Raw genomic sequence first — 22335 nt, forward strand, 5'->3', positions numbered from 1 at the left:
CTGGAGAGCTGGAGAGCTAAAGCTTCAAGACCTTGATAAATGAGTCAAGTCTAGTTCTCCAGCAGCGAAGCGGTCTAGCTATCCTTAGGACGTAGTCCGCTCCTTGTTTACTCCCCCGCAACCTTCATTGACTCAAGTAGGATCGAGCCAGTTTGGATCTGCGAGCGAGTCTCTACATCGTTGCCTACGGCAACAATCTGATTAAACATATCTTTGAGGTTGCTTGCGATGGTGATTTCAGACACTGGGAACTGAATTTCACCGTTCTCTACCCAAAAACCTGCTGCGCCACGAGAGTAATCGCCAGTCACGATATTAACGCCTTGGCCCATCACTTCTGTCACTAGTAAACCAGTACCTAGCTCTTTCAGCATTTGCTCAAAGTTCTGACCTGTCGATTGTACAAACCAGTTATGGATCCCACCCGCGTGACCAGTTGGCGTCATATCCATTTTACGCGCCGCGTAGCTAGTAAGCAGGTAAGTAGCAAGAACACCATCAGTAATGATCTCGCGATCTTGGGTAAACACCCCTTCACTATCAAATGGGCTTGATGCAAGACCACGCAACACATGCGGGCGTTCAGAGACATTAAACCACTCAGGCAGAACTTGTTTACCTAAGTGATCAAGCAAGAAAGAAGATTTACGGTAAAGGTTACCACCACTGATCGCCATCACTAGGTGACCAAGTAGGCCAGTGGCTACATCAGCCGCAAACATCACTGGATATTGGCCTGTTTTTAGCTTTTGTGCATCAAGACGGCTAACGGTCTTTTCCGCAGCTTTCTGACCGACAGTTTCTGGCGTCCAAAGCTCATCTTTATGGCGCGCCACTGTGTAGCTGTAATCACGCTCCATTTCACCGTTATTGCCCTGACCAATCACACAGCAGCTCGTGCTATGGCGGCTAGAAGCATAGCTAGCGAGCAGTCCATGGCTATTACCATAGACCTTCAAACCATAGTGGCTATCGTAGCTAGCGCCATCACTTTGCTTGATCTTATCGCTGTAAGAAAGAGCCTGTTGCTCGGCTGCAATCGCTACTTTCGCAGCATAGTCTGGATCTGGCGTATCAGGATGGAATAGATCAAGATCAGGCACCTCTTGCACCATTAGCTCTTTTGGAGCAGGGCCGGCATAAGGATCTTCAGAGGTGTATTGCGCAATATCGAGTGCCGCAAGAACAGTTTGTTGGATCGCTTTGTCACTCAGATCGGAAGTGGATGCGCTGCCTTTACGCTGATTACGGTAAACGGTAATCCCAAGCGCGCCATCACTGTTAAATTCAACGTTCTCCACTTCGCACATACGAGTCGAAACACTCAGACCCGTGGTCTTGCTGATCGCGACTTCGGCGGCATCTGACTTCTCTGCTGCCATCTCAAGAGCTTTGGCTACTGCCTCTTCTAACTCAACTCGCTGTTGAGCAACTTGCTGTCTTACGTCCATATTTTCTTTATTTCTTAAGATCAATTGCCTTTAGAATAACAAGAATTTCGCTTTCTCCCCACGATTCTTGTTAAAATAGAGAAATAGATGTTCAAATTAAGGCAGAAAAATGGCACGTAAGAATCAAAAAGCGCCATGGGAAGAGGAAGAAGAGATCATTTGGGTCAGTAAGACCGAATTGAAACGCGACATGGAAGAGCTACAAAAGCTGGGTGAAGAACTCGCAAGCTTGAAGCCGTCCGTGCTAGAAAAATTTCCCTTAAGCGAAGACCTTGCAGAGGCAATTAAAGACGCTCAGCGTTTCAAGAACGAAGCTCGTCGCCGTCAACTTCAGTACATCGGCAAGCTGATGCGTTTTGAAGATCCTGAGCCACTACAAGCGGCACTGGATAAAGTGCGTAACAAACACTCACAAGCTACTGCGGCACTGCATAAGCTTGAGCAGCTTCGTGACCGCGTGGTAGAAGAAGGCGATAGCGCAATCGGTGATGTTATGGAGCTTTACCCAGCGGCCGATCGTCAACGCTTACGCCAGCTTGCTCGTCAGGCAGCAAAAGAGAAAAAAGCAGGTAAGCCTGCAAAAGCATTCCGCGAAATCTTCCAAGTGTTAAAAGAGTTAAACGAAGAAGAGATTTAAGCTGGAGAGCTGGAGAGCTGGAGAGCTGGAGAGCTGGAGAGCTGGAGAGCTGGAGAGCTGGAGAGCTGGAAAATTTTGAGGGTTGACGTACAGCATCAACCCTTTTTTGTGGATACGGGATTTGGGAACGGGCTACGCCCTATGGATAACAAAATAGCTCTAGTTTTCCAGCGCAACGTTCCGTAGGACGAAGTCCGTTCCGCCCTTCACTCCCCCGCGCGCACAAAATCACTTAGCGCTTGATTAGCGTGACTCGATGACAGCTGTTCAATGTTATCCGCGACTTCAACTCGGCCATTGGCGACAAAGATAAAATCAGAAGCAATCGCCTTGGCGTCGCTGATATGGTGCGTCACCATAACCACTGTAATGTTTCTCTCTTTGGCTAACTTACTTACCAAGTTGAGCATCTCTTCTCGCAGGATGGGATCAAGGGCAGAGAAAGGCTCATCAAGCAGCCATATCTTGTGCGGTTGGACAAAACAGCGTGCTAACGCAACACGCTGACGCTGACCACCGGAAAGCTGCTCTGGTAAACGGTCGAGATAAGCTTCAACCCCAACTTGCTGCGCGGCTTGCTCAACTTGCGTTTGCTGCTCGGAAGTAAGTTTTAAGCCCGGGTGCAAGCCAAGCCCAATATTCTGGCGCACGGTTAAATGTGAAAATAGGTTATGCTCTTGAAACAGCATGGCGAATGGGCGTTGATGTGGCTCTTTACCAACAATATTGCTGCCTTCTACCTCAATAGTTCCCTCGGTCGGCTCAATAAAACCCGCAACCAAAGCCAATAGGGTCGATTTACCCGCACCACTTGGCCCCATCAAGGCAACAATCGACTGTGGTGAAATCGAAGTCTCAAAGTGAAACAATTCATTGTGATAGTAGTAATCGACATTACTTAAGGTCAGCATGATTCACCTTCGAGTTGGCGTTTAACAAGGTTTCAATGAGCGTAAAACAGCCGACGCTCAATAGTAATAGAGTTACAGATACTACGGCAGCAGATTCCATTTGATAGCTACCAAGCAGTTGGAATAGGTAAAGCGGTAAAGTGCGAAATTCTTGGCTACCAAACAAAGCAATCGCACTTAGATCACCAATTGCAAACATAAAGCTGATCGCAAAGGCATGAGCCATCGGTTTTTTCAGTGCCTTCCACTCAACCACTTTAAAACGATTCCAACCTTTCATGCCCAAACTGGCACAAACATATTGATACTGCTGCTCAACATGCAGCATTGGCTGAGAGAGCGTTTTAATCACATATGGCAGACCCATTAACGCATTCACGGCTACGACAACCACTAGCGCTAAGCTAAATACATCCGTCAATGAGCGCAGCAATAGAAACAGTCCGGTGGAAATCACGAGACCGGGTGTGACAAGAATAATGGTGCCAATCAACTCAATATGATCCGCACTCTTCTCGCGATAGTTAAGGCGCAATCTCCGGCTGGTTAACAAGATAGCAATGCCAGCAATCACTGCAATCACGCTTGCCATGGTCGCCACTTTCACTGACGCCCATAGCGCCTGCCAAAAGCGTTCATCAATGAAAACATCAACCGCATGGCTATTAAGGCCACTGAGCAGTACCATAAGTAGCGGTGGTAGCACCAACAGCATAGAAAAGGCTATCCATCCCCAATCCCAACACTTAGAAACAAACGAGTCTTTAGATAAGTAAATAATCTGTGTCTGAGAGCCAGAGGAAACTGAGATCGGTTTCGCTAGTCGCTGAATAGTCAACGCCATAACACCACACAGCATCATCTGCCAGATAGCCAATAACGCACCAGCTTGGAGATCGAAATCAAACTTAATTGCTTGATAGATGGCTAGCTCAATCGTGGTTGACTTAGGCCCACCACCGAGTGCCATCACGGTAGCAAAACTGGTAAAGCAGAGCATGAACACCAAGCCACTGACATGAGGTAATTGCTGTCGTAGACGCGGCCACTCAATCCAGCGAAATTTATCCCAGTGTCCCATGCCGAGATGGGCGCACAGTTTGTGCTGCTCCTGTGGAATAGAGTCTAATGCCTGCAACAGCAATCGGGTCGCATAAGGAAGATTAAAAAACACATGCGCCAGTAAAATGCCATTGAGCCCATAAATTGAGAACGGCAACTTGCTGTCTAGACTTTTGAACAAATCAGCAATCAAACCACTATTGCCATAAATGGCAAGCAGACCAAACACCCCGACTAAGACAGGCAACACCAGTGTTGTAGCAAACAGTTTGAGTAACAGGGATTTCCCCCTAAATCGACGGCGAGATAACGCATGCGCGACTGGGATGGCAAAACCAACACTGAGCAAGGTAGAGAGAAAAGACTGATAGAAACTGAATTTGGTGACATGTCGATAGTATGGATCACTCCATACCTGACTGATGTTTAACGATGGCGCGTTAACCAGTAAAGCACCGAGGGCAGAAACGACAAAGGTCGCGATGAATATCGCGACCCATAAGCCAATTTTTGGGGTATTACGCAAAAGAGCCTCTTAGAATGTCAGCGCACTTTGCCATTCGCGAATCCAAGACTTACGATTTTCGGCCACTTCGTCGGCGCTAAAGGTCAGTGCTTTGCTTGGTAGAGTCAGGCTTTCAAAACCTTCAGGCAGTGCAACGTCTGTGACTGGGTACATCCAGTTACCTGTTGGCATCGCTGATTGGAACTCATCACTAAGAATAAAATTCATAAACTCATCGGCTAGCTTTTGATTTTTAGACGCTTTTACCTTCGCAGCCACTTCCACTTGAGTGTAGTGACCTTCGGCAAAATCAGCGGCAGCATACTTGTTGTCACTCTCAGCAATCAAGTGATAGGCAGGCGATGTGGTGTAAGAGAGAACTAGATCAGACTCACCTTCGAGGAACATTGAATACGCTTCAGACCAACCTTTAGTGACGGTTACGGTTTTCTTGGCTAGATTTTGCCAAGCCTGAGTCACGTCATCACCGTAAACAGACTTCATCCACAGCATCAGACCTTGCCCAGGCGTTGAAGTTCGTGGATCTTGATAGATCACTTTCAGATCATCGCGAGATTCCACCAGCTCTTTCAAGCTTTTTGGTGGGTTAGCTAGCTTCTCTTTGTTGTAAACAAACGCAAAGTAGCCGAAATCATAAGGAACGAACGTTTTGTCTGCCCACCCATTTGGCAATGCAACCTTGCTAGTGTCTACGCTATGTTCAGCCAACAAACCTGTCTTTTTCGCTTCCGCCATCAGGTTGTTGTCTAAGCCTAAAATGATATCCGCTTTGCTGTTATCGCCTTCTAATCGCAGACGGTTAAGGATAGAGACACCATCGTCTAGCGCGACGAAATTAACATCACAACCACAATGCGCTTCAAACGCTTTTTCTACAACAGGACCTGGGCCCCAATCGGCGGCAAAAGAGTCGTAGGTATAAACGGTTAAACTGTTTTCTGCGGCTGTCGCTGAGAATGTCGCCAGCGTTGCTAACGCTAGGGTACTAATTGAAATGGTGCTTAGAGTGTTTTTCACTGCTCGCTCTCTCCTTGTCTGAGCGGCACAGGCTTGAGAAGCGGAGTTCAAATCCAAACTCAATTCCTACGCCAGCATTATCTGGTTCAGGTACACGGGTCCCAAGCGATAGCTCGATCTCAGCTGACGCTAACATAAGTTAGGTCAATAGCTCCCCGATGAGTAACGGTCGAATTGTAATATTAATAAACTGCAATATCTATCCCCTAAATAGTTGGAGTTGCAGCTAGGCGACAAGCAAATTCATCCCAATGAACATAGGTGTTCTATTTGATTTGGGTGAATTTGAGCAGTCAACAACGCTGCGGCTTCAAATATGACGGGGATCGTAGCCCCAGCGAGGAACCAATCCTTGCTCTATTCCTAAGTGGTCAAGAATACGCGCGACCATAAAATCAACCAGATCCTCTATCGATTTGGGTTGATGATAAAAACCTGGCGCAGCAGGCATGATGGTTACGCCCATTTGTGACAACTTGTGCATGTTCTCTAGATGCAGAGTAGAAAATGGGGTCTCACGAACCACTAGCAGCAGTTGGCCGCGCTCTTTCATCACCACGTCTGCGGCACGTTCAATCAGGTTATCCGACATGCCGTGCGCAATCGCTGCAACGCTTCCTGCTGAGCATGGACAGACGATCATCTGTTTCGGCGCTGCAGATCCAGACGCCACCGGAGAGAACCAATCATCTTTGCCGCATACAACCAGCTTGTCTGGGTCACAATTAAGGTGCTCGACCAAAGTTTGCTTAGCCGAATCAGGATTGGCAGGCAGTTTAAGGTCATGTTCAGTTGCTAGCACCACTCTCGCCGCGGACGAAACAAGCAGATAAACTTGATAATCAGCAGCCAGTAGGCACTCTAACAGGCGTAAACCATAAGGAGCGCCGGAGGCCCCAGTAAAGGCTAAGGTGATGGCTTTTTGTTGCTTGGTCATATTTAAAAACTACACTATTGAGCTAGCTTTGCCAGAAGCTTATTGTGAATACCTTCGAACCCGCCATTGCTCATGACCAGAATCTGATCACCTGAGCTAGCACTAGCAACAATTTGCTCCACAAGCTCATCGACATTATTGGAGGTTTGAGCAGGTTGGGCACATTGAGCGGCGATCTCTTCCACCGACCAATCAATCGAATCAGGTTGATACAAAAACACCTGATCGGCTTTTTGTAACGAAGCGACCAAAGTATCCTTGTGAACACCTCGCTTCATCGTAGCGCTGCGTGGTTCGAGTACAGCGATAATTTTGCTATCGCCGACCTTGTTACGTAATCCACCGAGCGTCAGTTCAATCGCGGTCGGGTGATGGGCAAAATCGTCGTAAACCGTGATGCCATTGACCTCACCCTTAAGCTCAAGTCGACGTTTGGTATTGATGAATTTAGCTAACGATTCGCAAGCTAGATCTGGGGTGACTCCGACATGACGCGCTGCAGCTATCGCCATCAAAGCGTTATCTACATTGTGATCACCAACGAGGTTCCAACTCACAATACCCACTTGCTCGCCTTGGAACAGTACTTTGAACTGCGAACCATCAATGTTTATTTTCTCCGCCTGCCAGTCAGCTTGCTCACCACTAAACTCGGTTTCGCTCCAACAGCCGCGCTCAAGTACATCTTGTAGTGCGCTATCTTGTTTTGGTGCAAAAATGCGCCCATTACCCGGAACTGTGCGAACAAGATGATGAAACTGACGTTTAATCGCTTCAAGATCGTCAAAGATGTCAGCATGATCGAACTCTAGGTTGTTCATGACTAAGGTGCGAGGATGGTAGTGGACAAACTTAGAACGCTTATCGAAAAAAGCACTGTCATATTCGTCGGCTTCAACGACAAAAAACATGCTTTCACCAAGACGGGCTGAGATACCGAAATTACCCAGTACACCACCGACTAAGAAGCCCGGTTTGTAACCACAGTCTTCTAAGATCCACGCCAACATACTGGAAGTGGTGGTTTTTCCATGAGTACCAGACACCGCTAATACCCAACGGTCATGAAGTAAGAACTCTTGTAACCACTGCGGGCCAGAGGTGTAACGCAGGTTATTATTCAGTACATATTCGACACATGGATTGCCGCGGCTCATCGCATTACCAATCACCACCAAATCTGGCGCAGGGTCGAGTTGTGACGGGTCAAAGCCTTCTATAATTTCAATACCTTGAGATTCGAGTAAAGTACTCATGGGCGGATAAACATTGGCATCACATCCTGTGACTTTATGTCCCAGCTGACGCGCTAATACAGCTGCACCACCCATAAAAGTGCCACAGATCCCCAGTATATGAATATGCATAGAAAAGCCTTGTTCTAAGCGGAAAATATTGCCCTCATTATGGCGACAATACCGCAAAAAGCGAACTACTTTAGCCACCTTAATACAGAGAATTGACTCACTGATTACGCTTTGTTCACTCTCTGATCTCTCATCGCTGTGAAAACTGTTGAAAGTTTACTAAAAAATTTGAGATCTAAGACAGTTAGTTCATTACCAATAAAAAGATCTAACTTTTACACTTATCTCGGGTAGTCATTAAAGCTCCGTTAGAGAACGAGACATCCCATTCCCCCTATCTATGAGCGACTTTTAAAGGAAAAACCATGTCTGGAATGCGCACCCTTGGCGAGTTCATTGTTGAAAAGCAAGCGGACTTCCCCCACGCTAGCGGTGATCTATCATCCCTACTCTCTTCAATTCGCCTTGCTGCAAAAATTGTTAACCGCGAAATTAACGCGGCCGGTCTAGGTGATATTACTGGTGCCGTAGGTACTGCAAACGTTCAAGGTGAAGATCAGCAAAAGCTCGATGTCTACGCGAACGACAAGTTTAAGGCCGCTCTTGAAGCCCGAGATCAAGTATGTGGTGTTGCCAGTGAAGAAGAAGACGAGGCGGTAGCGTTTAATAAAGAACTCAACAAAAACGCAAAATACGTGGTGTTAATGGATCCATTGGATGGCTCTTCTAACATCGACGTTAACGTTTCTGTGGGTACTATTTTCTCCATCTATCGCCGTGTATCACCAATCGGTACGCCACCAACAGAAGAAGATTTTCTTCAGCCTGGTCACAAGCAAGTTGCCGCTGGCTATGTCATTTACGGCTCTTCAACCATGTTGGTTTATACAACTGGTAATGGTGTTAACGGCTTCACTTACGATCCTTCATTAGGCACCTTCTGCCTATCACATGAAAATATGATGATTCCAGAAGATGGTAGTATCTACTCAATCAACGAAGGTAACTACATTCGCTTCCCTATGGGTGTGAAGAAGTACATTAAGTACTGTCAGGAAAGTGCACCAAGTGACAATCGTCCATACACTTCACGTTACATTGGTTCTTTGGTGGCTGACTTTCACCGCAACCTGCTGAAAGGTGGTATCTACCTCTACCCAAGCACAGAAAGCCATCCAAACGGTAAGCTGCGTCTGCTATACGAATGTAACCCTATGGCTTACATCATCGAACAAGCAGGTGGTGTCGCATCTGATGGTGTTCAGCGTATTATGGATATCAAACCAACAGAATTACACCAACGTGTGCCGTTCTTTGTTGGTTCGAAAAACATGGTTAAACAAGTCGAAGAGTTTTTAGAGCTGAATCGCGAAGAAAACTAACCTTCAAACGCTGAAAACAAAAGAGTCGCTTAATCGCGACTCTTTTACGTTTAAAAGGCTGAACCTGCGGTTGAATGACGCCCTGACATATAATCTTGCTGGAAGAAAGGATCGATGCGTTGGCAGATCCCTAAGTAAGGCTTACCTTTAACCCCTAGCATATAAGCACTTTGGTTGCAGTACTCGACTCTGCCTTGCTCATAGCCATCAGAGTATGCGAGATACAGCTCTGGGCTGAAGACGCCACCTTGATCTAGCTCGGCGAGTTTCGCTTCTGACTGTTTCAAAAAGCCTTGCTCGGCACGTTGCTTACCATAATCTGACCAGTCACCTTCGATATTGCTTAATGGAGGTGGTTGCGTGGCACATCCAGCTAACATTAATGCCACTAGAACAAATTGTAATTTCATCGCTCTCTCCTTAGTCAAGTTACCCATTCGCTATCGATAAGTATTACACTTTTTGACACCAATCACCGGAGGAAATTAACGACTCTAGTTGGTGGGCTTGCTGATAAATGTACATCCAAGCTAAGCCAAAAGGTGTGTCGATTTGCTCACGGCGATAGGTTATCGGCACATCTTCCAGTCGATCTAACTGGCGCAACGTCTGTTCATCGACCCGATAGACTTCACCATAAATCACGCTATGCCCATCTACTACGGCTGGATACGCGCCAAGATCATAAAGGCTGTAAATGGGAGGCGTCGCATGCTTGCCTAACCATTCTGAATGCGCCAACAAATGATGATTACTTTGCCCCTGACGCAATGTGCCATATACAAATACTAACTGCTGCATGACATCGACTCCCTTCGATGTTTACCGACTAATTAAATTCAAATTGATACAGAAGATCGACGGCGTTGGTCGCACCAGACAGTGCCTCAACATAGAGATCTTGCATCAAACGATAACGTACGGTGAACTCACCAACAGACTCAAAAATACCAACGCCATACTTAACTTTTAAGCCGGGTAAAATATAACCGCTTACTGTCACTTGAGAATCATTACCAGAGCCTGCGGTATCAACCTGAAGATCTTGCACCCCAAAGGCCTCGCCAATTTCCCCAACAACACGACCACTTTTCGCCAGACTTAAACCGATCAAGGTTGTTGTCATGGCATTGCCGCCCGTTTCGCCATCAATATCTTGGCCACGTAACAAATAAGATAAAGCGTTCGCCTGCGCCATCGCTGGCTCAGAGAAAATGGTCACTGTTGGCTCACTGACAGGCCCGGTCACTTTTACCCCAGCCGTCACATCATCTTTGGTGTTATCTGGGTTGCGAATAGCGGTAATTTGCAGGTACGGCTGATCCACCGGACCATTCATTAGCACCTTACCTTCTTTAATTAGCAGGTCTTGGCCAAACGAGCGGTATGAACCATCAACGATATTGACCTCACCAGTAACAAAAGGTCCCTTGTCTCTCTGGGCTACATTGAGATTACCAACTAACTCCCCCTCTAGACCAAACGCAGAGAGCTTAAAATCATCACCAATCTTAATATTGATATTGGATTGCACCGTGAAAGGCACTTGGTTCTTCTTATCAACAGGTTGCAGTTGATCGTTAAGAATGACCTGATCTTTGGAGACGCTAATCGCACTTGGCGGCAACTCTTCGACCACGACACGCCCCCATGGCAAAGCAATAGTGCCATCGATACGCGCCAATTTAGGTGAAGCAGAGATGGTCATATCCGGTTGTACTTTGATTTTCACCATAGGCGGCACATTGACTAGCAACTCCTCGGCAAAAACGCGTACATTGGTACTCCAATCATTCAAATCCTGCCAATCAGCGTCGCCCGCTAGCTCTAGTTTTCCATCTGGAGTGTGAATAGAGGCCGCTAAGGTCGCATCATAACCAGCAAAGTTAATGGTCAAACGCCCTGAGTCCACTTCTACCGGAGATATTTCACCTTTAAGCAAAATATCATCGACAACAAACTGGCCATTTACTTTAGGCTGCATCGCCGGGCCACTAATTGCGAGATCGGTGGTAATGTTCGATTTGAGCTTGCTGAACTCCCCGACAAGTGGTGCTAAGAAGTCTAAATTGAACGTTGTGAGCTTCAAACGACCATCGATTTGCTTGTCGTCACTGAGCACATCCGGAATAGTGGCATTACCAGAAACATCACCATTATCGGTGACATCAAGTAACCACTCTGCACTCAGCTTATTGTCTGCAAGTTGCGCCGTCAGTGTCGCGCTCTCCCAGCCCAACTCTAGCGGTTGTTCGAGCTTTTGAACCACTTCACCTTTGGCTAATTCAATCTTAGCCTTAACTTGAGGTGGCTGGCTGTCACCCCACTTGGCCCATACATTGGCGTCTGCTTGCCCTTGGAGTTGCGTTGCCTGAGGAATAAAGGTTTTGACCTGCTCAAAATCAAACTGACTTAACGCGAGCGCAGCTTCACCACTTTGTCCTACCTTGATGTCTTTCTCTAAACAGAGTGAAGAGTCGGCTTGCAGCCAACAATGGGCAGCAACAGAAACCTGCTCAGTTGCCATTTCAAAACCTAATGCGGTTGGCTGATTCAGTCGCCATTCACCTTGCTGCGAAGAGAGTCGCATTCGCTCAAGATTACCTTGCCAAACGAGTTCAGGCTTATCCGTCAGTGAGCCTGTTAGAGCCAAACTCGTCGACACGATATTCGAATTCACATCGAGATTAAGTTGGTGCTTTTGCTGAGAGCCAGTAAAGTTCAAGCTCACATCATCGATCACCTTGTCTTGATACTTAGCCTGATTAACCTTAAGTGCTAATTGACCACTTGGCGTTGGCAGTGGCGTGATATTCCCTTTTACACTGAGCTTGGCAATCTGCGCTTGCTGTTGCCAATCAACCCCTTTAGCGACAAGGTTTAGACCCACATCTGGCGCTTTCAAATCTCCGCGCAGGGCTACGTCACCAACAACACGTCCTTTTAAGTCAGGGATCGATTTGATTAAGTCAGGCAAATTGAGTTCAAGATCCATCCGCCACTGTTTATCTAGCTCCCCGCTAGCTTTAATACTGTTGGGGCCATGAGAAAGCACTAACTGCGGCGTTTTAACACTAAGCTCATTGTTGCCAGCCACATCAGCAGCGCTAACGCTACCCGCTATATTCAGTGGGTACTCTCGCAGAACACCATCAATATCGAGTTTCGGGACATCGACTTGCCAGCCACCCTGCTCTGTCAAACTGCCGGAGGTTGACACTTGCCCACTGATATCGCCTTCAGCTTCAGGCCACTGTAAGCCGGGCTGAATGTGAGCCAGTGTCAAGTTTGCCGCCCAGTTAATCGGCGCTTGCCAATCCGCCATCACATCACCGGAGATCGTTCCTCCTAGTGTGGCAATGTCCACTTGACTCAACTGGATATGGGAGAGATCGCCTTTACCCTGCAACGAGAGAGACAAATCAGGAAGTTGTGACCCTTTAAGAGCGGTATCTAGATTGAGGTTATAGCCCTTAAGAGAACCTTGAACTCGAAGCTTATCTATCGAGGCAAAGTAATCGCCCTTACCTTTCAATGGCCACTGGAGATCACCTTGAATTAAGCTCAAGTCAAAAGGCAATTCAGGTTTGAGTGGTTGCAGTTCGCCAGTCAGGAACGCTTTGGCTAACCCTGATAATTGAGCCGAGAGCTGCAACTTGGCCACACTGCCACCTGCTTTTAGGGAGAGCGTTTGTCCTGCAGCCATCTCTTCTTTGATTGTCGCATCTAGCTGCAAGTCGATTGGATAATCACCTTGCAGGTCAATGTCTGTTTTTAACTGCGCAGTCACCTGCGGCATATCTAGTTCAAGCGTTTTGACCACCACTCTAGAATCTTTAGCCTTGGCCGCTAATCCTAAATGGTTGACGATAACAGGCGTCGCTTGCTCTAGCTTAAAGTCGTGAACATCAAGGCGTACAAGATCAATTTGCAGCGGCAAAACGATATTGGGTAGGACAATTTCTGTTGGCGTTGACGCTTGATTCTCTGGCGCAGCAGCTTGCTCATTTTCAGCCGGACTTGCCGCTAACTTAACCACTGGCGTTTTAAGTTCGGTGGTATTGAGACGCAGGCGATTACCTTGAAATGACGCCCCAGAGGTCAATGAGTCCCACGTTATCTGATTACCTAAAATATCCAGCTGAATATCGCTTAGCGCCAATCGACTTAACTTGATAGGAATTGGAGAGGTAACTTTAGCTGACGATGACGCCTCATCTTGCTCTTGAGCCGGCGACGAACTTGGCGGTAACTCTGGCATAGCGAATGACAAACCATCAATCGCAAGTTCATCAATACAAACACCCGGCTCGGTAAAGCATGTCGCATTGACGGCAAGCGTTAGTGACCTTGCCTGGGTATCGACGTGCAAGTTGTCATCTTTAAAAACAACATTGCTAAGGGTAAATCGAGGAAAAATCGCCCCTTGACTCGATCCAACTTTAAGCTGAGGAACAAACTTCTCCGCCCCCCACAAAACAAGGTTCAAGCCCGGATTGGTAAACAGTAATCCGCCCAGCGCCACCAAAACGCTGAGGAGTAAAACGAGTAAAGTGAGTGAAAGCCATTTTGACCACTTAATCACAACACGGGTCATAGCTCAGGTCCTAAAGTAAAGTGGATTTTGAATTCGTCGCCTTTGTTCGCATCAAGCCCCCAAGCAAAATCAAGACGAATCGGGCCGACAGGGGAAGCCCAGCGCACACCAACACCCGTACCACGTTTAATATCTGGCTTATCATTAAACGCATCACCGACATCGTAAAAAGCCGCACCCCACCAATCACCATACACGCGATATTGATACTCGATGGAGCTAGTCAGCATATATTTGGCACCGGTTAATTTATCGTCGGAGTCTTTGGGCGAGATAGACTCATAACCATAACCACGCAGATTGTTATCACCACCCACAAAGAAACGTAATGATGGCGAGAGCTTACTAAACTCTTCAGAAAAGTTGGCGCCACCGTTAAGTTTGAAGATACCGCGGTGGTTTTGCCCTGCACTACGGATCCACGTTGTCGCACCAATCAAACGAGTTACTCTAGTTTCTGACAGCGCATTAGGATCGCCATACTCTAACGTAAAGCTCTGTCGATCACCCCAAGTAGGCATCGCGCCGCCTCGGACTCGGCTACGAGAAAAGGTTATCCCTGGTAACATAAACTGAGCCCTATCCTCTTGGTTACCTTGGGTGTAGTTCTCTAGCAAGTAACGAACATACAAGGTGCGGTGCCAACCGTTATCGAGCACCCAGTGCCTTTCTAGCGCTAAGTTGGATTCCAAACTTTCTGTATCACGCTGGTTGACGTTTTTCATGCCATATTGGATGCGATAGTACTCATTGAGTGCGTCTTCGAGTGGAATTCGGTAACCAGCAGTAATGGTTTGTTCAGGCTTTGAAATAGACAAACTACTATCAAAACTGTGACCGCGACTATTCACCCAAGGTTTCTTCCATTTGAGTGAACCTCTAACGCCAACATCCGTTGCATAACCGATACCGGTTTCAAGTTTATTTCTTGCTTGTGGCGCGAGGGAGACTTTCATCGGTAACTCGCGCCCTTCACCTATTTTACTCAGGTCTGGCTCGACAAAGACAGATGAAAACCAGTCGGTATTAGAGAGGTTCTGGTTGTATTCGCCAACTTGAGACGCCTGATAAGGGTCATTGGCCTGATACGGCGACAAAGACGCGACCCTATCTTGATCAATTTGGCTGCCTGTTATGGTATTGGCACCAAAGTGGTAACGCATCCCGCTGTCATAATGAAGATGGATAAAGGCTTGGTTGAGATCGGGAGCAACCTCCAATCGACTCACGGTAAAGTCCCCTTCAAAGTAGCCCTTTTGCAAAGCGAGGTTGCGAATCGAAGATTTCAAAGTGTCATACAAACTATGATTGAGTCGATCGCCCTGTTTTAAGCCACTATTTTCAACCAGTGCGGTGAACTGAGGGTCACTTTTCGCTTCACCTTCAATTTTAATGTCGATCTGCTGCAATATAACCGCAGGTCCAGGATTCACATTGACGATCAACTCTAATTCATCTGGTGTGACAGTAAAATCAATCTCCGGGTGGTAGTAACCTAAGGCGTTAAGCGCTTCGGTGATATTTTTCTCTACTCGCGCTTGGAAACGTAAACTGGTTTTATACTCAGTTTCAGGAATAGATGATAAGTAGGCTTCAACATTATCATTCAGCTCACCCTCTAGCCCTTCTATCGAGAGATCAACACTTTGTGCCCATACCGAAGGGGCAAAGGAAACAAGTGCGATTAGAACTGGTAAAGGTTTGCTGATCATGCTTAATTATCTGTCTACATCAAGTAAGGGAATAATACCGCCACTAAAATAATAAGTCTGTACGAAAACAGTTAATTAGGCGGTCTATATAAAAAATACTCCAACAAGGAAATCACGATGCTCGACAAACAAACCATGATTACCGCCCAACAAGCTCTCCCAGGACGAGAGACGCCACTTGCACTCGATGACACTCATTTCGTCAATCAAACCAGTTTGACTGCAGAACCCGCACAAGGTTGCGAGAAAATTCTGCTTGGAATGGGCTGCTTTTGGGGAGCCGAGCGCCTATTCTGGCAACTTGATGGGGTGGTAAGCACCTCAGTTGGCTACGCAGGAGGTTATACGCCTAACCCAACCTATGAAGAGGTATGCAGCGGACAAACTGGCCACACAGAGATTGTACGAGTCGTTTTCGATCCAAGTATCATTAGCCTAGAGCAACTCTTGCAGGCATTTTGGGAAAAGCACGATCCGACTCAGGGTATGAGACAAGGCAATGACCGCGGAACTCAATACCGCTCGGCCATCTATGTATACAGCGACGAGCAATACCAAGCAGCACTAGCATCTAAGCAGGCCTATCAAGCGCTACTCGGTGACGGTAATGGCGCCATCACCACAGAGATTTTACCCGCAGGTAAATACTACTACGCCGAGAACTACCACCAGCAATACCTCGCTAAAAACCCTAACGGCTACTGTGGCCTGGGGGGAACGGGGGTGTGTTTTCCACCTCAATAACCTATAAAACATAGGTAAACAAAAAGTCGCCAAATAGGCGACTTTTTAGAAACTCGATTGTTGAGACCAAATACTAAGATTTAGACTGGCAATAAAGCAATCGCCTGGTTGATCTCTTTATAGGTGGTTAGTTTTTGTGGGTCTTTTACATCTGGCAGTAACACTTTTCCGTTGTCGAAAGTAAACTTGCCAACCCCTGAGATAACAAACTGTCCTTTAAACAAAGTTTTAACAAAACGTGCAACTTGACGAGGACGATAAATAGTAAATTCACGCAGCATAACGACTCCAATATCCTTTTGTGATGCAATTCGAACTGATTGCTTGGTTCTATTCCTTAGAACTCGTAGGTATTATACCGGATGCGTATTTGATGTATAGCATTTTGTTAACAATGTGACATCAGACCAGTGTTATCTGAGAGAGTTTTCTCCGCTTCTTAAAATTGGGTATATACTTTTTGCGCACATTCAAAAGGAAATAACATAATGAAAAATAAAACCCTTCTAACTCTGGCAATCGCGTGCTCTCCAGCTTTCGCTTTTGCTCACAACATCACTGTCGGGCAAGCCGTGCCTGAGGTGGCGGTAGCAAGCCACGGTGAAATCGTACTGCAAGGCGACAAAACGGCCTTCCAAGCTTGGGCAACGACTGATATGCAAGGTAAAGTCCGCGTCATTCAAGCCATTGCTGGACGCAGCAGTTCAAAAGAGCTCAATGCGCCGTTAATGGCAGCGATCACCGAAGCGAAGTTCCCAGAGCAAAGCTATCAAACCACATCGATCATCAACCAAGATGATGCAATTTGGGGAACGGGATCATTTGTAAAATCTTCGGCGGAAGACAGCAAGAAAGAGTTCCCTTGGTCTTCAATGGTGCTGGATGAGGACGGGACGGTAGCCAGCGCTTGGCAACTGACTGAAGAGTCATCTGCCATCATAGTGCAGGATAAACAAGGTAAAGTACTGTTTGTAAAAGAAGGCGCGCTAGATGAAAGCGAGATTCAACAAGTACTTACACTAGTCAAAGAAAACCTTTAAACCCAGTTTGGTTTACTTCCCCCAGAAGTGGAGTTGTTATAGTATAACAACTCCGCTTTCTTTATTGTGCTTTCATCGTGCTTCAAAATCGCTTTCTTCTCCAACGCATTTCAGCGCTTGCATTTTTGGCAATCGCCCTTGTGCTATGGCTAAATTTTGCGTTTATTGATCATCAGTACGATCTTTCTTCTGCGCATCACAAAGAGCACCACTGCCAACTGTTTGCTAGTGGACTGCATGGTGCTACTCCTGCGCCCCTTGTCATCGCTCCACCAATAGTCAGTGAATATTTTGCTCCACTAGCGGCCTATCACTATACCGAGGCATTGAGTTTTGCCTACCTGCCGCGTTCACCGCCACTGTCCTGATATTGATTCATCATTTGCAATAAATCGTATTCACATTGGGTGGATAGCACAGCATTACTCAAATTTAAAATCAGGACTTAAAATGAAAAACGTAACTCCAATCGCTCTAGGAATCACACTGGCAATTAGCTCAATGGCACATGCAGAAGAAGGCTACCGTCAACACGGCGCTCATGTGCACGGTCAAGTGGAAATTAATATTGCCCAAGATGGCAAAGAGCTGCTGATGGAGATCACTGCTCCAGGCGCCGATGTGGTTGGTTTTGAGCACGCTCCAAAAACGGATGAGCAGAAACATCAGCTTGAAGATGCTGTCGCTAAGTTAGAGCAAGCTTCTAACATTTTCACGCTTGCTAAAGCAGCAGGTTGTAAAGTTGAACATCAATCGGTTAGCCACACTCTAGGTGGTGATGACCATGACGATCACAAAGGTCACGATCACCATGATGACCACGACCACGACCACGACCACGACCACGACCACGACCACGACCACGACCACCATGATGAGCATGCTCATGATAAACACAAGCATGAAGATGGCCATAATCACGACAGTCATGAGGGCCACGATCATCACGAAGGTCACGATCATGACCACGATGACCATAAAGGCCATGACCACCACGAAGGTCACGATCATGACCATGGCGGCCATGGAGAGTTCACTATTGAATACCACTTCGATTGCAGCGACGTGACGAAACTAAGCAGCATTGAAACTCAGTGGTTCTCACAGTTCCCAAGTACAGAGTCATTAAAAATCAACGTGCTAACTGATACCAAACAAGCTGCTCTTGAGCTTGGTAAAGGCGAGACTAAGATTTCTCTTTAATAGATAAAGCGGCTTAGCCATGCTGAGCCGCTCCTCTCTCACGATTGGAAACAAATAATGGATACTAAATGCCATCGACCAGTGGTTGAGCTCAATCAAGTCCAATTTACTTGGCCAGGTAATGAGTCTACCACACTAGAGATCCCCTCTCTAACGATTCAACAGGGCGAACACCTATTCATTAAAGGACCTAGTGGATGTGGTAAATCAACGCTGCTTGGCTTACTCACAGGGATAAACACCGCAACTTCCGGACAAGTGGCTGTACTAGGCGAAAACCTGACGCAAATGTCGGGTAGTCGACGAGACAAATTTCGCGCCAACCATATCGGTTATATCTTCCAGCAGTTTAACTTGCTACCTTATTTAAGCGTGATTGAAAACGTCACCTTGCCTTGTCAATTTTCCTCGTTACGTCGCCAACAAGTCGACGGAGACTTAGTGGCGAATGCTCGACAATTATTAGCGAAGCTACGTTTACCTTCGGCCTTGCTTGATAAGCCAGTGATCGAGTTAAGTATCGGTCAGCAGCAACGTGTGGCTGCCGCTCGCGCTCTAATCGGAAAACCTAAAATCATCATTGCGGACGAACCTACTTCATCACTTGATTATGACAACCGAACCGCCTTTATCGAACTGTTACTTGACCAAGTGAACCAAGCGGACTCAACGCTACTTTTTGTCAGTCATGACCCGACATTAGAGCCCTTGTTTGATCGCACCATCAATCTTCAGCAACTCAACCAAGCGGGAGGTAACCTATGACAGCCACACTTACCTTAGCTTGGAAAAGTGTTCGTAACCGTAAGGTAACCGCGATACTGACTATTCTGACGGTCGCCATTTCCGTCGTTTTGCTGCTTGGTGTCGAACGAATTCGCACACAGGCTAAAGAGAGTTTCGCCAATACGATTTCAGGCACAGACTTGATTGTTGGTGGCCGTTCTGGCCAAGTGAATCTGTTGCTTTATTCGGTATTTCGCATCGGTAATGCCACCAACAATATTGATTGGAAAAGTTACCAAGAATTTAGCCAGCATCGCGCAGTCAAGTGGGCAATACCCATTTCACTAGGCGACTCCCACAAAGGCTTTCGAGTCATGGGGACCAATCAGAGCTACTTTGAGCATTATCGTTATGGTCAGAAGCAAAATCTCGCGTTTAGCCAAGGCAAACCTTTTGAAGGACTTTTTGACGCTGTGATTGGTGCTGAGGTCGCACGCTCTTTGGATTACACCATAGGCAGCGAAATGATCATTGCCCATGGCATCAGTGATGTGGGCTTTAGCCGTCATGACAACACCCCATTTAGAGTGGTTGGCATCTTGGCTCCAACAGGGACCCCCGTCGATAAAACCGTGCACGTTTCATTGGAAGCGATTGAAGCAATTCACGTGGGCTGGGAGTCAGGCGCAAACTTAGGTAACAACCCAAGCGCAGAACAATTGGAAGCGATGAACTTCCAGCCCAAGCAGATCACCGCTATGTTGCTTGGCTTAAAGTCTAAGATTCAAACATTCGCCTTGCAGAGACAGATCAATACTTACCCTAAAGAGCCGCTCAGTGCGATTCTCCCCGGGGTCGCCCTCCACGAACTCTGGGGCATGATGTCCGTAGCAGAACAAGCACTTATGGCTATATCCGTCTTTGTTGTGATAGCAGGTCTGTTAGGTATGCTGTCTAGCCTGCTCACTAGTTTGCAAGAACGTCGCCGTGAAATGGCGATTCTTCGCGCGATGGGTGCAAGACCTAGGCATGTCTTTAGCTTACTGATTCTTGAAGCCAGTGTGCTGACTTTTATTGGCTTATTTGTCGGTATCGTCGGACTCTATGCGATGCTCTCTATTGCAGCTCCAATAATTCAACAGAGTTATGGCATTAACTTACAGATGAGCGCTTTATCCCACTATGAGTGGATACTGTTGGCGGCAGTACAACTGGCAGGTACTATTATCGGCTTTATTCCCGCATTTAGAGCATATCGCCAATCGCTCAGCGACGGTATGACAATAAGAGTTTAGATTATGAAAAGACTACTCATGATACTGATGACTGTGATGACCTTAGGTCTCGCAAGCGTCAGTAGTCACGCAGAAGATACACTTACCTTAGAATGGATTGATCTCATCCCAGAAAGTGAGCGCAACCAGTTTGATTCTTATGGTATGCCTGCCATCGATCACTCCGGCGGTAGCATGGAACAATCCATGGTCGGTAGTGTAAGACAGGAGCTAAACGGCAGTAAGGTAAAGATCCCGGGCTTTGTTATTCCTCTTGAAGGGGATGCAAATATGGTGACGGAATTTCTGCTCGTCCCGTATTTCGGGGCATGTATTCACGTGCCACCACCACCACCAAACCAAATTATCTACGTTAACTTCCCTAAAGGCGCACCGGTGCAGCAGCTTTGGGATGTGGTTTACGTGATAGGAACGTTAAAAACAGAAACGGTTAGCCATGAATTGGCGCAAACAGGATACGTCATACAAGGCACAGAGATCGCCGAGTACGATGACTACTAATTGTTAAAAAATTAAGCAGCCTGTTAATTGCCAATATTAGGACAAATAGCTAGAGAGATAGCTTAGTACACCTAGGTAAACTAGTAACAGTAGGGCAATTGACAGGTGCTTTTTCAGTTTATTCTCATTGAAATACTTCATAAGCCCCTCAAAATTAACGATAACAATTTTAACAACTTGTTATCATTTATGGTAGCGATATTTTTATAAACTGGCTCACAGTCTTTTTCTGGCAGGCTTACGCGTTCCGAGGTACAGTTAATACTTAACGTTAAGCATCTGATGGCTAAGGAAATAGCATGTCTGAGACGAGCAAGCCGGTGATCATTGAGCACCAATCGGAACAAACTAACCGACACGAAAAAAAGTCGAGTTACATCAAAGACAGCGCCAGTCGCGTGCTTAACATTGCCCAAACCTATGGTTTAGATGCCCTGCTGCAGAGTGATAAACCTGAAAAAAGTATGCTTGAGCGTGCTTTGATTCGCGAACGTAAGCGCAAAGAGCTAAGGCAGAAAAATCTCGAACAAATTCTTAAGCTTGCTCATATCTCATGTAAAGATGAAACCGCAGGTGATCCTGACCAAGATTGGCTGTACCGCTTTTTCGATATGGCGCAAGAAGTCCACAATCACTCCATGCAGCGCCTATGGGCTCAGGTGTTAAAACGTGAAGTAACCAACCCCGGTTCAACGTCAATGAAAGCGTTGAAAGTCCTGCAAGACATGACGCCAAAAGAAGCGCAAATCCTCCAACGTGCCGCTGCACTTGCCTGTAGTTTTGGCGGTGATAACAGCCGCAAGTTACTTGTCGGTTATCGCGCCCAAGGCGGCATTTTCAGTTTTGGTAAGCGCAATATCACCGGCAATATCAACGTCGGTAACTTCCAACTGCCCTACTCTAGTCTGCTTGTGTTATTTGAACTCGGTTTAATGCACGGCACAGAACTCGAATCGGGTGAAATTGAGCTCGACTCTCCACTTCCGTTAACCTACCAAGGCAAAAAGCTGTCACTTCAAGCCCATAGCAAGGGCGTACGCTTGCTTTACTATCGTTTCAGCCCAACTGGTAATGAGCTATGTAAATTGCTTGGCAACAAACCCAACATGCAATACTACGATCAAATGGTTGCCCTACTGAGCCAGAAATTTACTGCCAGCACAGATGCTCAGCCAAGTGTGGATACGACGGTTTAGGGGAGCTGGAGAGCTGGAGAGCTAGAGAGCTGGAGAGTCATCATTGCTTGAGGTTAGCAGGAAATCAATTCTCGTTTTCTAGCAGGACGAA

The 22335-nt window shown here is 46.7% G+C and carries 21 protein-coding genes and 1 riboswitch; of the genes, 10 read left to right on the forward strand and 11 right to left on the reverse strand.

Features of this window, described 5'->3' with window-relative positions; genetic code table 11:
* Positions 1–107 precede the first annotated feature (107 nt).
* Positions 108–1451, reverse strand: coding sequence for a metalloprotease PmbA (pmbA, locus tag LYZ37_RS13160; RefSeq protein ID WP_272785784.1), 1344 nt, complete (start codon positions 1449–1451; stop codon positions 108–110).
* A 109-nt stretch (positions 1452–1560) separates the two neighbouring features.
* Between pmbA and yjgA the strand changes: the two genes are divergently transcribed.
* A complete protein-coding gene (gene yjgA, locus LYZ37_RS13165; RefSeq protein WP_272785785.1) occupies positions 1561–2088 on the forward strand; it encodes a ribosome biogenesis factor YjgA in 528 nt (175 codons plus the stop codon).
* Between the two features lie 206 nt (positions 2089–2294).
* Here the strand turns inward: yjgA and thiQ are convergent, their stop codons facing one another.
* From thiQ to mpl, 5 genes are all read right to left on the reverse strand, one after another.
* Complete coding sequence (gene thiQ, locus LYZ37_RS13170) at positions 2295–2999, reverse strand: thiamine ABC transporter ATP-binding protein (protein ID WP_272785786.1); 705 nt, start codon at positions 2997–2999, stop codon at positions 2295–2297.
* Positions 2983–4587 carry a thiamine/thiamine pyrophosphate ABC transporter permease ThiP gene (gene thiP / locus LYZ37_RS13175; RefSeq protein WP_272785787.1) on the reverse strand — a complete coding sequence of 535 codons (1605 nt, stop codon included), beginning with the start codon at positions 4585–4587 and terminating at the stop codon, positions 2983–2985. Before thiP ends, thiQ begins: the two co-directional genes overlap by 17 nt.
* A gap of 9 nt (positions 4588–4596) precedes the next feature.
* Positions 4597–5583 carry a thiamine ABC transporter substrate binding subunit gene (thiB, locus tag LYZ37_RS13180; protein ID WP_420794632.1) on the reverse strand — a complete coding sequence of 329 codons (987 nt, stop codon included), beginning with the start codon at positions 5581–5583 and terminating at the stop codon, positions 4597–4599.
* Positions 5584–5650: 67 nt separating this feature from the next.
* A riboswitch (TPP riboswitch) is annotated at positions 5651–5772 on the reverse strand.
* Between the two features lie 142 nt (positions 5773–5914).
* On the reverse strand, positions 5915–6541 hold the full coding sequence (locus tag LYZ37_RS13185; protein WP_272785788.1) for a flavin prenyltransferase UbiX: 627 nt from the start codon (positions 6539–6541) through the stop codon (positions 5915–5917).
* Positions 6542–6555: 14 nt separating this feature from the next.
* Positions 6556–7908, reverse strand: a complete 1353-nt coding sequence (mpl, locus tag LYZ37_RS13190) for a UDP-N-acetylmuramate:L-alanyl-gamma-D-glutamyl-meso-diaminopimelate ligase (protein WP_272785789.1) — start codon at positions 7906–7908, stop codon at positions 6556–6558.
* Positions 7909–8213: 305 nt separating this feature from the next.
* On the opposite strand from mpl, the gene fbp reads away from it, so the two are divergent.
* On the forward strand, positions 8214–9230 hold the full coding sequence (gene fbp, locus LYZ37_RS13195; RefSeq protein WP_038197930.1) for a class 1 fructose-bisphosphatase: 1017 nt from the start codon (positions 8214–8216) through the stop codon (positions 9228–9230).
* A 50-nt stretch (positions 9231–9280) separates the two neighbouring features.
* On the opposite strand, the gene LYZ37_RS13200 is transcribed toward fbp, so the two are convergent.
* The 4 genes from LYZ37_RS13200 to tamA are packed head-to-tail and all read right to left on the reverse strand — an operon-like array spanning position 9281 to position 15539.
* Positions 9281–9640: a DUF2799 domain-containing protein gene (locus LYZ37_RS13200; RefSeq protein ID WP_272785790.1), complete on the reverse strand. Its 360-nt coding sequence runs from the start codon at positions 9638–9640 to the stop codon at positions 9281–9283.
* Between the two features lie 43 nt (positions 9641–9683).
* Complete coding sequence (locus LYZ37_RS13205; RefSeq protein WP_272785791.1) at positions 9684–10031, reverse strand: gamma-glutamylcyclotransferase family protein; 348 nt, start codon at positions 10029–10031, stop codon at positions 9684–9686.
* Positions 10032–10059: 28 nt separating this feature from the next.
* The gene (gene tamB / locus LYZ37_RS13210) at positions 10060–13827 is read right to left on the reverse strand and encodes an autotransporter assembly complex protein TamB (RefSeq protein ID WP_272785792.1); all 3768 of its coding nucleotides are present in this window, start codon (positions 13825–13827) and stop codon (positions 10060–10062) included.
* Entirely contained in the window at positions 13824–15539 is a 1716-nt protein-coding gene (gene tamA / locus LYZ37_RS13215; RefSeq protein ID WP_272785793.1) for an autotransporter assembly complex protein TamA, read from the reverse strand. Before tamA ends, tamB begins: the two co-directional genes overlap by 4 nt.
* Before the next feature lie 117 nt (positions 15540–15656).
* On the opposite strand from tamA, the gene msrA reads away from it, so the two are divergent.
* Positions 15657–16283 carry a peptide-methionine (S)-S-oxide reductase MsrA gene (msrA, locus tag LYZ37_RS13220; protein WP_272785794.1) on the forward strand — a complete coding sequence of 209 codons (627 nt, stop codon included), beginning with the start codon at positions 15657–15659 and terminating at the stop codon, positions 16281–16283.
* 80 nt (positions 16284–16363) lie between these two features.
* Here msrA and LYZ37_RS13225 read toward each other — a convergent pair whose 3' ends face one another.
* Positions 16364–16564: a DUF1107 family protein gene (locus LYZ37_RS13225; protein ID WP_004747146.1), complete on the reverse strand. Its 201-nt coding sequence runs from the start codon at positions 16562–16564 to the stop codon at positions 16364–16366.
* A gap of 207 nt (positions 16565–16771) precedes the next feature.
* Here LYZ37_RS13225 and LYZ37_RS13230 point away from each other — a divergent pair, with 207 nt between their 5' ends.
* The 7 genes from LYZ37_RS13230 to LYZ37_RS13260 all read left to right on the forward strand — a co-directional run bounded on the left by LYZ37_RS13230 (position 16772) and on the right by LYZ37_RS13260 (position 22244).
* Positions 16772–17323, forward strand: a complete 552-nt coding sequence (locus tag LYZ37_RS13230; protein WP_272785795.1) for a YtfJ family protein — start codon at positions 16772–16774, stop codon at positions 17321–17323.
* 77 nt (positions 17324–17400) lie between these two features.
* On the forward strand, positions 17401–17691 hold the full coding sequence (locus LYZ37_RS13235) for a DUF2607 family protein (RefSeq protein WP_272785796.1): 291 nt from the start codon (positions 17401–17403) through the stop codon (positions 17689–17691).
* Positions 17692–17773: 82 nt separating this feature from the next.
* The gene (gene zrgA / locus LYZ37_RS13240) at positions 17774–18526 is read left to right on the forward strand and encodes a zinc uptake protein ZrgA (RefSeq protein ID WP_272785797.1); all 753 of its coding nucleotides are present in this window, start codon (positions 17774–17776) and stop codon (positions 18524–18526) included.
* A gap of 57 nt (positions 18527–18583) precedes the next feature.
* The gene (locus LYZ37_RS13245) at positions 18584–19291 is read left to right on the forward strand and encodes an ABC transporter ATP-binding protein (protein ID WP_272785798.1); all 708 of its coding nucleotides are present in this window, start codon (positions 18584–18586) and stop codon (positions 19289–19291) included.
* Positions 19288–20547, forward strand: a complete 1260-nt coding sequence (locus LYZ37_RS13250) for an ABC transporter permease (protein ID WP_272785799.1) — start codon at positions 19288–19290, stop codon at positions 20545–20547. Before LYZ37_RS13245 ends, LYZ37_RS13250 begins: the two co-directional genes overlap by 4 nt.
* A 27-nt stretch (positions 20548–20574) precedes the next feature.
* Entirely contained in the window at positions 20575–21048 is a 474-nt protein-coding gene (locus LYZ37_RS13255) for a DUF3299 domain-containing protein (RefSeq protein ID WP_415668821.1), read from the forward strand.
* 299 nt (positions 21049–21347) lie between these two features.
* Positions 21348–22244 (forward strand): TIGR03899 family protein, encoded by an 897-nt coding sequence (locus LYZ37_RS13260; RefSeq protein ID WP_272785801.1) that lies wholly within the window; start codon positions 21348–21350, stop codon positions 22242–22244.
* Positions 22245–22335 lie beyond the last annotated feature (91 nt).

Origin of the sequence: Vibrio tubiashii, from assembly GCF_028551255.1 — a bacterium.
Lineage (GTDB): Bacteria > Pseudomonadota > Gammaproteobacteria > Enterobacterales > Vibrionaceae > Vibrio > Vibrio tubiashii_B.

What these genes read in the sequence shown, in the direction of transcription:
- pmbA (WP_272785784.1), bottom strand. Translation starts at nt 1,451, where the DNA reads ATGGACGTAAGACAGCAAGTTGCTCAACAGCGAGTTGAGTTAGAAGAG.
- yjgA (WP_272785785.1), top strand. Translation starts at nt 1,561, where the DNA reads ATGGCACGTAAGAATCAAAAAGCGCCATGGGAAGAGGAAGAAGAGATC.
- thiQ (WP_272785786.1), bottom strand. Translation starts at nt 2,999, where the DNA reads ATGCTGACCTTAAGTAATGTCGATTACTACTATCACAATGAATTGTTT.
- LYZ37_RS13185 (WP_272785788.1), bottom strand. Translation starts at nt 6,541, where the DNA reads ATGACCAAGCAACAAAAAGCCATCACCTTAGCCTTTACTGGGGCCTCC.
- mpl (WP_272785789.1), bottom strand. Translation starts at nt 7,908, where the DNA reads ATGCATATTCATATACTGGGGATCTGTGGCACTTTTATGGGTGGTGCA.
- fbp (WP_038197930.1), top strand. Translation starts at nt 8,214, where the DNA reads ATGTCTGGAATGCGCACCCTTGGCGAGTTCATTGTTGAAAAGCAAGCG.
- LYZ37_RS13200 (WP_272785790.1), bottom strand. Translation starts at nt 9,640, where the DNA reads ATGAAATTACAATTTGTTCTAGTGGCATTAATGTTAGCTGGATGTGCC.
- LYZ37_RS13205 (WP_272785791.1), bottom strand. Translation starts at nt 10,031, where the DNA reads ATGCAGCAGTTAGTATTTGTATATGGCACATTGCGTCAGGGGCAAAGT.
- tamB (WP_272785792.1), bottom strand. Translation starts at nt 13,827, where the DNA reads ATGACCCGTGTTGTGATTAAGTGGTCAAAATGGCTTTCACTCACTTTA.
- tamA (WP_272785793.1), bottom strand. Translation starts at nt 15,539, where the DNA reads ATGATCAGCAAACCTTTACCAGTTCTAATCGCACTTGTTTCCTTTGCC.
- msrA (WP_272785794.1), top strand. Translation starts at nt 15,657, where the DNA reads ATGCTCGACAAACAAACCATGATTACCGCCCAACAAGCTCTCCCAGGA.
- LYZ37_RS13225 (WP_004747146.1), bottom strand. Translation starts at nt 16,564, where the DNA reads ATGCTGCGTGAATTTACTATTTATCGTCCTCGTCAAGTTGCACGTTTT.
- LYZ37_RS13230 (WP_272785795.1), top strand. Translation starts at nt 16,772, where the DNA reads ATGAAAAATAAAACCCTTCTAACTCTGGCAATCGCGTGCTCTCCAGCT.
- zrgA (WP_272785797.1), top strand. Translation starts at nt 17,774, where the DNA reads ATGAAAAACGTAACTCCAATCGCTCTAGGAATCACACTGGCAATTAGC.
- LYZ37_RS13245 (WP_272785798.1), top strand. Translation starts at nt 18,584, where the DNA reads ATGGATACTAAATGCCATCGACCAGTGGTTGAGCTCAATCAAGTCCAA.
- LYZ37_RS13250 (WP_272785799.1), top strand. Translation starts at nt 19,288, where the DNA reads ATGACAGCCACACTTACCTTAGCTTGGAAAAGTGTTCGTAACCGTAAG.
- LYZ37_RS13255 (WP_415668821.1), top strand. Translation starts at nt 20,575, where the DNA reads ATGACTGTGATGACCTTAGGTCTCGCAAGCGTCAGTAGTCACGCAGAA.
- LYZ37_RS13260 (WP_272785801.1), top strand. Translation starts at nt 21,348, where the DNA reads ATGTCTGAGACGAGCAAGCCGGTGATCATTGAGCACCAATCGGAACAA.